General features: G+C 57.8%; 8 protein-coding genes. 1 reads left to right on the top strand and 7 read right to left on the bottom strand.

The annotated features are described in order from the left end of the window. Positions 1-188: 188 nt before the first annotated feature. The 7 genes from aroK to Q7L05_RS11375 all read right to left on the bottom strand — a co-directional run bounded on the left by aroK (position 189) and on the right by Q7L05_RS11375 (position 7,348). Entirely contained in the window at positions 189-728 is a 540-nt protein-coding gene (gene aroK, locus Q7L05_RS11405; protein WP_303906413.1) for a shikimate kinase AroK, read from the bottom strand. 8 nt (positions 729-736) lie between these two features. After that, positions 737-2,368, bottom strand: coding sequence for an Ig-like domain-containing protein (locus Q7L05_RS11400; protein WP_303906410.1), 1,632 nt, complete (start codon positions 2,366-2,368; stop codon positions 737-739). 66 nt (positions 2,369-2,434) lie between these two features. Further along, positions 2,435-4,531 (bottom strand): type IV pilus secretin PilQ, encoded by a 2,097-nt coding sequence (gene pilQ / locus Q7L05_RS11395; protein ID WP_303906407.1) that lies wholly within the window; start codon positions 4,529-4,531, stop codon positions 2,435-2,437. Positions 4,532-4,559: 28 nt separating this feature from the next. Beyond that, complete coding sequence (locus Q7L05_RS11390; RefSeq protein WP_303906404.1) at positions 4,560-5,099, bottom strand: pilus assembly protein PilP; 540 nt, start codon at positions 5,097-5,099, stop codon at positions 4,560-4,562. After that, a complete protein-coding gene (locus Q7L05_RS11385; RefSeq protein ID WP_303906401.1) occupies positions 5,083-5,697 on the bottom strand; it encodes a type 4a pilus biogenesis protein PilO in 615 nt (204 codons plus the stop codon). The genes Q7L05_RS11390 and Q7L05_RS11385 overlap by 17 nt, the downstream gene beginning before the upstream one ends. Positions 5,698-5,702: 5 nt before the next feature. Next, positions 5,703-6,275: a PilN domain-containing protein gene (locus Q7L05_RS11380; RefSeq protein ID WP_303906397.1), complete on the bottom strand. Its 573-nt coding sequence runs from the start codon at positions 6,273-6,275 to the stop codon at positions 5,703-5,705. Then, a complete protein-coding gene (locus tag Q7L05_RS11375) occupies positions 6,275-7,348 on the bottom strand; it encodes a pilus assembly protein PilM (protein WP_303906395.1) in 1,074 nt (357 codons plus the stop codon). The genes Q7L05_RS11380 and Q7L05_RS11375 overlap by 1 nt, the downstream gene beginning before the upstream one ends. Before the next feature lie 173 nt (positions 7,349-7,521). Here Q7L05_RS11375 and Q7L05_RS11370 point away from each other — a divergent pair, with 173 nt between their 5' ends. Further along, positions 7,522-9,987: a penicillin-binding protein 1A gene (locus Q7L05_RS11370; protein ID WP_303906392.1), complete on the top strand. Its 2,466-nt coding sequence runs from the start codon at positions 7,522-7,524 to the stop codon at positions 9,985-9,987. Positions 9,988-10,150 lie beyond the last annotated feature (163 nt).

The raw sequence follows: 10,150 nt of genomic DNA, 5'->3' as shown, positions 1-10,150 counted from the left end.
ATGGGCTCCAAAATGTAGGTTGGTGCTGAGGAACGAAGCCCAACAAAATCAGCGTCGGGGTTCGTATAACTCACCTCAACCGAGTGGCGAGTAGCTAGTAACGAGTGGGGAATGGGAATGGAAGAACGAGCGGCTATCAACGAAGTCCCTGTCGTCCCCGTGCGCCCCGTGGTTATCAATCCAGCGGCCTACTTCGCCTGGCGTTCCTTTTCCATGTGCCGGTAACGGGCGACGATCTCTTTCACCACGCTGCGGACGGAACGCTCATCGGTGTAGATCACGGCGTCGGCGACCTCCCGGTAGAGGGGGTCGCGCTCGGCCATCAGCGCCTCCAGCCTGGCCCGGGGGTTATCGGTCTGCAGAAGCGGCCGGTTACGATCGCGGCGGGTCCGGCGCAGCAACTGATCAATCGAACCGAACAGGTAGAACACCGTTCCGCGCCCGGACAGATGCGCCCGGTTCTCCGGCTTCAGAACCGCCCCGCCGCCGGTGGCCAGCACCAGATCCTTCTCGGCGGTCAGTGCATCGATCACGTCCTGCTCACGCCGGCGAAAGCCCTCTTCTCCCTCGATTTCAAAAATCAACGGGATCCGTGCGCCGGTACGGCGCACGATCTCGTGATCGCTGTCCTTGAAGGACTTCCCCAGAACCTCGGCCAGCTGACGACCAATCGTGGTCTTGCCGGCCCCCATGGGGCCGACGAGGAAGACATTGCGCGACTTAGCCACTATGGCATCTAATCGTTAACAACTACCTGGCCAATGCTCTCCAGCCCTTTAGGAGTCGTGACAATCACCTCGAGTAGGCCCGGGCTGGGGTCGCCATCCGATTTGACAGTGACATTGTAGGTGAGTGGGCCATCGACATTGGTGTCGGGAACCGTAAAGGATGAAGTCCCTTCAACCGAACCGTTGGTGGTTGAAATGTCGATCGTGGTGCCTGAAGGCATTGGCTGGCCTCTGAAATCCGAGATGGTGACCGTTCCAGTGTAGATCCCAGCCGATGCATCGATGGGATTATCGGAAAATCCAATCAAGGCTTCCGATCCCGACATGACAAGAACGAGATCCTCCCGGACATGCAGGCTCTCCTCCGTCCCGCATGGGACGGTGTCGTGCACGCCGCACAGAACACCGTTGTAGGCGCCATCGGGCGCATCATAGGCACTATTGGAATTGAAGTCCTTGAACTCTTCGTCGCCATCCCGCAAACCATCCTCATCATCGTCCCGGAAGGCCTCGGCGAGGTCGCCGAACGTCTCCGCGCCATTGAACCAGCCATCCCCGTTCAAATCGTCGAAGCTCTCCTCCCCGATCATCGTGGCGAGGATGGTCACCCTGCCGTCCAAAGGCCGTGGGTTGCTGCTGGTCCAGCTGACAGAACAGCCTCCACTCTCTGTTTGGCAAGAAGATACGATCTGGCCGCCCTCGGTCGTGAAGTTCACGGTTGTGCCGTCCCGAACCGGATTATTGAAGTGATCCGCGGCATAGATGTTGATCTGGACAATCTCGCCGTCGTGATTCCAGGCTTCCGGATTGAGCACTTCGGCGCTCAGGGAGAAGCTGTCCTGGTCGCCGACGCCGGTCGAGATGACCAGTCCGTCCGACTGCGTGGCAATGGTCGGATCATCCGCGTATTCCGCCGTCACCTTCACGGTGGTCGCGATGGTTCCCGAGTTTACGGTCGCCTGGACCATTCCCGATGAATCGGTTGTCGCACTTTCCGGCGAGATCGTGATCCCGCCCGATGTGGTGTCCAAGGAGAAATTCACCTGCTTGCCGGCAACCGGATTACCCTGACTGTCCACAAGCTGGAAGCTGACGGCGGAAGACTCGGTCAGACCCGTGCCCTTCAAGCCGATGAGTGACGGATCGGCCGCGATGAACACAACCGAATGCACGGAGGCGGGCTGGACCGTAATATCGGCTGTCGCGGTGAGAGTCTGGCTATTCGCCGATGCAGTGGCGGTAATGGTATCCGTCCCTTCACAGCCGGTCGCCTTGTAGGTGGATGTCGCATAACCACCCACCGTCGATATCGGGGACTCGAGGGTGGCTGTACCTTGTCCGGAGCAATCCGAAACGAAGGTTACGTCCACCGGTTCCGTATAGGCTACTCCGCTGGAATCGACGATAGTGGCCGTGACACTGGTCTGGCCCCCCGCGGACAAAGAGGTAACCCCGAGCTCCAGTTCTCCGGAAGTAAACAAGTCTCCTGTTCCGCTGCCCAGGTCGAGGACGACGGTTTCAACACCTTCGTCCAACGTATCATCGCCCGCGTCAAAAGCAGCACCCCCGTCGCCATCCCCGCAGGCCACCAACAAAGCCAAAACAGCACTCAGAAAAAGACGAGCTAGTCCGTTCATCATTGTTATTACCCTTCTTTATCCAAAACCGCCAGCTTCCTGACTACCGGCATACTATCGTTTTTTGATTTAATCGAAACTACCGGACAGGCCCTCCTTGAGGATCTTCGGCGTAACGAAGATGAGAAGTTCGGCCTTGCTGTCCACTGTGCTGGTGCGCCTGAACAGGTGACCGAGCAGCGGCAGGTCACCAAGGAAGGGGACTTTCTCGACATCATTTGCCGTAGTCTGTTCGTAGATACCGCCGAGAACTACCGTGTCTCCGTTCTCTACGAGCACCTGCGTCTCGACAGCACGGGTGTTGATGGTGGGAATGCCGCCGACCGATTGCCCCTGGCTATCCTTGCTGACGGCCAAGTCCATGATGATACGATCATCCGGTGTAATCTGAGGCGTTACACTCAGCGCAAGAACCGCTTCTTTAAAGGAAGTGGAGGTGGCGCCACTGGCACTCGCTTCCTGATAGGGGATCTCCACGCCCTGCTTAATGGTGGCCTCCTTCTGGTTGGAGGTCACAACCCGCGGATTGGAGATCACTTCACCTTTTCCTTCGGTCTGCAGGGCGGAGAGTTCAAGGTCCACCAGGTAGTCACCGGAAAGAAAAGCCACCGCGAGCTGACCGGCTGCCCCCGGCGCTGCCAGATTGACGTTCAGTCGATCCTCCGGGGCACCAAAAACTATTTCGCCTGCACTGGAATCGTCCCAAATGGTTTGGGTTCCCTCGACACTTCCCGACGTAAGCCCCACCGTGTCGCCTTCGACTTCATAGCCGCTAACACCGAAACGGACGCCGAGATCCTTACTGAAATCATCATTGGCGATGACGATGCGGGACTCGATCAGCACCTGGCGAATGGGCACGTCGAGCTTTTCCACAAGGCGCGCGACATCCTCCAGATTTTCGGCCGTCTCCGACACCATCAGGGTATTGGTGCGCGCATCCACCGAAACATTGGCACGCTCCGAGAGGATGGAGCTTTCCGCCGACTTCAGAAGGCTGGCCATTTCCGATGCTTTGGCGTAATTGATCTCGAAGTATTCGGTGTGCAGCGGAGCCAGATCTTCCTTCTGCTTGTTGGCCTCCAGTTCCTGCTTCTCGCGTGCAGCCAACTCTTCGTTGGGCGCGATCAGCACGACATTGCCGCTCTGGCGTTTTCCCAAACCCTTGCTCCTGAGAATGATGTCCAGCGCCTGGTCCCAGGGGACGTTCTTCAAACGTAAGGTAATCTGGCCCTGAACCGTATCGGAGGCAACGATATTGAGCCCCGTGAAGTCCGCGATAAGCTGGAGCACGGCCCTGACTTCGATGTCCTGAAAGTTGAGCGACAGGCGCTCTCCGCTGTAGCCGTCCGCGCCCAGATCGGCCGTATCCGTGGAGGCTTCCTTTTCAACCGCCATGACCTCGAGAACGTAGGTATCTCCGGTCTGATAGGCCAGATGTTCAAACGGTGCACTGGCATCCACTTTCATCCGGACGCCCTTGCCCGTGCGGTAGGTATCGACGGTATTCACCGGCGTGGCAAAATCGGTGACGTTCAGGCGACGTGCGAGTTCTTCGGGCAGGTCGCTGTTAAGGAAGTCTATGACGACATTACCGCTGCGCTCCTTCATGTCGACGGAGATTCCCGGATCCAGCGTGATGATGATTTTCCCCTGGCCCTTTTTACCCCGGCGGAAGTCGATCTCTTTGAGGGCATACACTCTGCCGGCATCGATTTTGTCGCCATCCGGAAGACTTGTGGTTGTGGCCTTTGCGGTTTTGCCGCCGACGATCAGAACAATACTGTTCCCATCGCGCTTCAGCTCGTAGGGAACCATGTGGCTCAGGGCAACCACGACCCGAGTGCGCCCGTTGGCGGCCACCGCGCGGACACTTCGCGCCGGCGCGGCATCGACATCCATGAACCGCTTGGCAAGCGCCACTTCCGTTTCCGGAAGATCAATCGCAATGCGCGCAGGATCATCGATGGTGAAACTGCCCGGCTCCGGGGCCGGTCCCGACATCTGTAGCCGTAATTCCACCCGATCTCCCGGAAGCACGGCGTAGCTGATATCCTCCAGCGCCCGTGTCGCTGCCAGGGCATTTTCGCCTACGGATATCAGCAAGACAGCGGCGACCAAAGTCGCTAGCCGTGCCGCATTGAAAAGAAATCGATGGAGAATCATTGGGACCGCCTCTCTCCGTGCAAAGTTATTATTCTGAGTCAAGGGCAAGAGCCGCCTCGCGTTCTATCCAGCCACCAATACCGTCCGGCACGATTTCGACCAGCTCGATGCGAGTCTCGGTCACATCGGTAATTCGACCATAGTTATGGCCGAGATGGTTACCGATCTGAACGCGATGCACCAAGCCGTCCGGGGCCGTAAGGATGCCCCAACGCTGCTCCTGCTTTTCGAGATGACCCGCAAATGTGAGCGTATCGAGAGGAAACTGCTCAAGCGGCTCTTTATGCCTGTCCTGGTTGGGACTGATGCCGTTGTTGGAAACAGGTACCCGCTCCGCATCCATGCCGGCCAGGGTAAACGGTTCACGCCTTTCGAAAGCGGTGTACTCGAAACCCTCGTACATCTGGAATTCCGGCATCGGGGCGATCCGGCCGCCCTTGCGTGCCTTGACCTCGCTGACGAATTGCTGCAGGTCGGAGTGCGCCCCTCCCGAACAGCCGGTCAGAGCGAAAACCGTACCGAAGGCGACTAGCCCCAGGATCCGTAACCATCTATTTTGACTTCGCATGCCCTTTACCACTACTGGTCTCGTCCTCATCAAGATAACGATAGGTCTTGGCGGTCGCATTCATCACAAGGGACTGGTCGGAACCCGAGATAGTAATGTCATGCAGAGTGACGATGCGGGGCAAGGCCGCGATACCGCTGACAAACTCACCAAATTTGTGATAGCCACCTGTCACCCGCAGTGAGATCGGCAGTTCGGCGTAAAACTCTTTCGGAGCTTCCGCGCGGGGCTGGAACAGTTCGAATTCGAGACCGGTGGCGAGCCCGGTCTGGGTGATGTCCACCAGCAAATCCGGGACTTCCGTCTTACTCGGTAACTGACGGAGCATCGTCCCGAAGGATTCCCTCATTTCCTCCATCTGCCGCTTGTAGGCATCCAGATTGACCGCTTTGGCCTGCTTGGTCTCGAAGTCCTTTTTGAGAACGCTCTCCTTGGCACGAATGGTTTCGAGCTCCTGCCACTGATGCTGCGTATCGAAGTAATACCCCGCACCGAGGGTTGCAATGCATAGAATCAGGATTGAGGCGCCTTTGACCAGCGGCGGCCAACTGCCAACGTTCTCGAAATCGATATCATTAAAATTGATCTTCAGATCCATGGCCCTTACCCCTTCTCGCCATTCCCGGACTCGTCGGCAGAGTTGGCCTGCTGAATCCGCATTGTGAAGGAGCGCGTACGATCGCCGCCCTTGGAGCTGGACTGGATAACATCCAGTTCCGGTTTGGTGAACCAGTCTGAACTGTCCAGTGACCTCATGAATGAGGAGACCCGCGCATTGGACTGAGTTTTACCTTTCAGCGTAATGGCCGAGCCACTTTGGCTCAATTGGCTCAGCTGTATCCCTTCGGGTATGAGTTCCACCAGCTCCTGGAAAAGGTGTACGACCTCGGGCCGATTTCGCTGCAACCGCTCGATGACGCGCATCCGGGCGATGAGCTGCTTCTTCTGCTTTTCGATATCCTGGATCTCCCTGATCTTGGATTCGACCTGCTTGATTTCCTGCTGGATGTAACGGTTGCGCGACTGCTGATAGTCGATCATGCCGTTAATGTGCATGTGCACGTAAAGTACAATGCCCGCCATCAATAAAACCGAGCCACCGGCAGCGACGCCGAATTCACGCTTTTGCTCATTGCGCCGCTCTTCGCGCCACGGTAATAGATTGATGCGTGCCATCAGTCGAAACTCCTCAGCGCAAGACCGCAGGCGATCATCAGGGCCGGAGCATCATTCTTTAACACCTGAGCCTTGACCCTTGACGCGATGCTCATGCTGGCGAAAGGATTGGCGATGGAGGTCGGTACACCGATTTTTTCCTCAATCAGCGAATCCACGCCGGCAATCGAGGAACTGCCACCCGCCAGTACGATGTGATCGACACTGTTGTACTGACTGGATGAGAAGAAAAACTGCAGCGAACGACTCACCTGCTGGGCCATAGCCTCCTTGAAGGGCTCCAGAACCTCGGGCACATAATTGTCCGGCAACCCGCCCTGGCGCTTCGCCATACCCGCCTCTTCATAGGAGAGGCCGTAGCGCCGCTGGATCTCTTCGGTCAGCTGCTTGCCGCCGAAGACCTGCTCGCGGGTATAGATCGTTTTCAGGTCGTAGAGGACATTCAGTGTCGTCATGGTCGCGCCGATATCCACCACCGCGATGGTCTTGTCGAAGCCGTGGTCCGGGATCTGACTGCCAATGAGACCGAACGCATTTTCCATGGCATAGGCCTCGACATCGATAACCTTCGGCTCGATCCCGGCCAGTTCAATGGCATCGACCCGCACTTCGACATTCTCGGTACGCGAGGCGGCGAGCAGCACATCCACCCGTTCGGGATCGTCTTCGGAGGGTCCGAGCACCTCGAAATCGAGATTGACCTCCTCCAGCGGGTAGGGGATGTACTGGTCGGCCTCGACTTCAATTTGACTCTCCAGCTCGTCCTCGGAAAGCGAACCAGGCATGGAGATGACTTTCGTAATGACGGCAGAACCGGCAACCGCCGCAGCAGCATACTTCAAGCGACTACCGGATCGCTTTACGGCACGCCTGATGGCTTCACCAACGCTCTCGACATCCGAAATGTTCTTCTCGATAACGGAGTTGGGCGGCAACGGCTCCACGGCATAATTTTCTACTCGATAGGAGTCACCACTTTTGCTCAGCTCCAGCAGCTTGATAGCAGTGGTGCTAATATCAAGTCCCAGGACCCGGGGCGTGCTCCGAGCCAAGAATCTCGGCAGCTGGATCATTTTTCCTTTAAGTACCCGTGCTTACGCGCAAAATTTAGACGACTACATTAAATACCAGTCACCGTTACCGGTCAACAGGCAAAACGTGACACGGGTTCATAGTTAGCCGCCGCCGAAACCTTTATACTGTTTCGCCCCTGAAATGCCGTTGAGCCAGTTCTCAAGTCCAAAACATGAAACTTTTTTTCCGCTTGATCCGCCGTGGCCTGCTCGCGGCATTCGTCCTGGGCCTATTGGGCGTCGGCGTAGTCGCGGGCGCCTATCTCTATGTCGCTCCCGAGCTACCCTCCATCGAAAAGCTCAAAGATGTCCAACTGCAGGTGCCGTTGCGAATCTACTCCCGCGAGGGGGAGCTTATCGCCGAATACGGGGAGATGCGACGCACCCCGCTTAACTACGAACAGATCCCCACGGCCATGGTGCAGGCAATACTCGCGGCCGAAGACGATCGCTTCTTTGAGCACCCGGGCGTCGATTACCAGGGCATCATTCGGGCGGTGGTACATCTGATCCGTACCGGGACAAAGGGTCAGGGCGGCAGCACCATTACCATGCAGGTAGCCCGCAATTTTTTCCTCAGCAGTGAAAAAACCTATCTGCGCAAGCTTCGCGAGATCTTCCTTGCCCTGACGATCGAACGGCAACTCACCAAACCGGAAATACTGGAACTCTACCTCAACAAAATCTATCTGGGAAAGCGCTCCTATGGCGTTGCGGCCGCGGCGCAAGTCTATTACGGCAAGGAGATTAGCGAGTTGGAGGTCCCCGAACTGGCGATGATCGCGGGACTGCCCAAAGCGCCATCGCGGTTCAATCCGGTTGCAAATCCCGAGCGGGCGATGGAGCGTCGTGACTATGTACTACGCCGGATGCACGAACTCGATTTCATTTCCGCGGATGACTACCGAGCGTATCTGGAGACGCCAACTATCGCCCGTCTGCACGCGTCGTCCAACAAAATGGAAGCCCCTTATCTGGCCGAGATGGTCAGAGCCGAAATGGTCGAGCACTTCGGCCCCGCAACCTACACCGCCGGATACCGGGTCTATACGACGGTAGTGGCCCGCCTGCAAACCGGGGCCAATCATGCGTTGCGCGAGGCACTGCTGGAATACGACCGCCGCCATGGCTATCGGGGGCCGGAGGCCCAGGTTGTGTTGGAACAGGATGCGGGTCTGGAAGCATGGAAAGCGGCGCTGGAGGGCCGCTCAAGCATCGGAAATCTGCTACCCGGAGTGATTGTCGATGTCGGTGAAAAATCGGCCAAGGTATATTTGGATGGTGCTGACGAGCCGGTGGAACTTGACTGGGAAGGGATGGCCTGGGCCCGCCCCTATATCGATGACTTTCGCTTCGGACCCGAGCCACAAAAAGCGGCGGATATTCTCAACGTTGGCGACATCGTTCGGCTTGAAGCGATAGGGGAAGGTCAATGGCGATTGGCCGAGGTTCCCGAGGTGTCGGGAGCGCTCGTCTCGCTACGACCGGATGACGGGGCGTTGCAGGCCCTGGTCGGCGGCTTCGATTACTACCAGAGCAAATTCAATCGGGCTATCCAGGCAGAACGACAGCCGGGTTCCAACTTCAAGCCGTTCATCTACTCCGCCGCCCTGGCTAACGGCTTTACCCCGGCGAGCGTTATCAACGACGCGCCGGTGGTTTTTTCGGACCAGGCGCTGGAGACCGATTGGCGACCGCAGAATTACAGTGGACGCTTTTTCGGACCCACCCGGTTGCGGGAGGCCCTGGTACGCTCCCGCAACCTGGTATCGATCCGTTTGCTTCGCTCGATGGGAGTCCGCGCCGCCCTCGAGCATGTGGCGAAGTTCGGTTTCGATCCGAAACGCCTTAACCGCGATCTTTCCATGGCGCTGGGAAGCTCCGTGATGACGCCGTGGGTACTCGCACGCGGTTACGCGGTATTGGCCAACGGCGGTTTTCAGGTCGAACCTTATTTCATTCAACGGATCGAAGACGCTGACGGCAACCTGCTGTTCAAGGCCGATCCGGCAGTGGCGTGCCTTCCGTGTGAAAAAGAGAAGGAGACAGAGGCGGAGCAGCCGCCGGTGCCGGAAGGCGAACCGAAAGTATTCATCACCTCGACCGATCCCGCAGCCGGATTCCTGCGCGAACCGCATCTGGCGCCCCGCAGTGTCGACATCCGCAATATCTATTTGGTGACCTCGATGCTGCAGGACGTGATTCAGCGCGGCACTGGCCAGAAGGCACTCACGCTGGGTCGGCGCGACTTGGCCGGAAAGACCGGCACGACCAATGAACAACTCGACGCCTGGTTCTCCGGTTTCAATCGGGACGTGGTGACCACCGCCTGGGTCGGCTTTGATGCTCCGCGTTCGATGGGCCGTTATGAAACCGGCTCCCGTGCCGCACTCCCGATGTGGATCAAGTACATGGCGGTGGCCCTGGACGGTCGAACCGAGCATAAACTCGAACAGCCACCGGGCCTGGTGAGCGTCCGTATCGACCCCGAAACCGGACTGTTGGCGCGCGGCAGCAGGGAGGATGCGATGTTCGAGATATTCCGTAGCGAGAATGTACCCGAGCAGGAAACCGATCGGGTAGCCGCTGACGGTGAAAACCCGGGCGGTGGCAGCACGGTAACGGAGCAGTTGTTTTAAGGCACGGCATCCCGACCAATCACCGCTAGAGTATCCGTAGATCGGGCCTTCAGCCGACAACGAGGCGCGTCGGGAACGTTGGATTTCCCTGAACGGGCCGGGGCAGCCTGCCGGATCCGGTCCACGGGACCCAAGGACCTGTTTTCGAATCTTGCTTCAAGGA

This window comes from Thiohalomonas denitrificans, assembly GCF_016841685.1.
Classification (GTDB): Bacteria; Pseudomonadota; Gammaproteobacteria; order Thiohalomonadales; family Thiohalomonadaceae; genus Thiohalomonas; species Thiohalomonas denitrificans_A.
The sequence above is the reverse complement of the archived record's forward strand: the minus strand, read 5'-3'. Positions and strand labels throughout refer to the sequence as shown.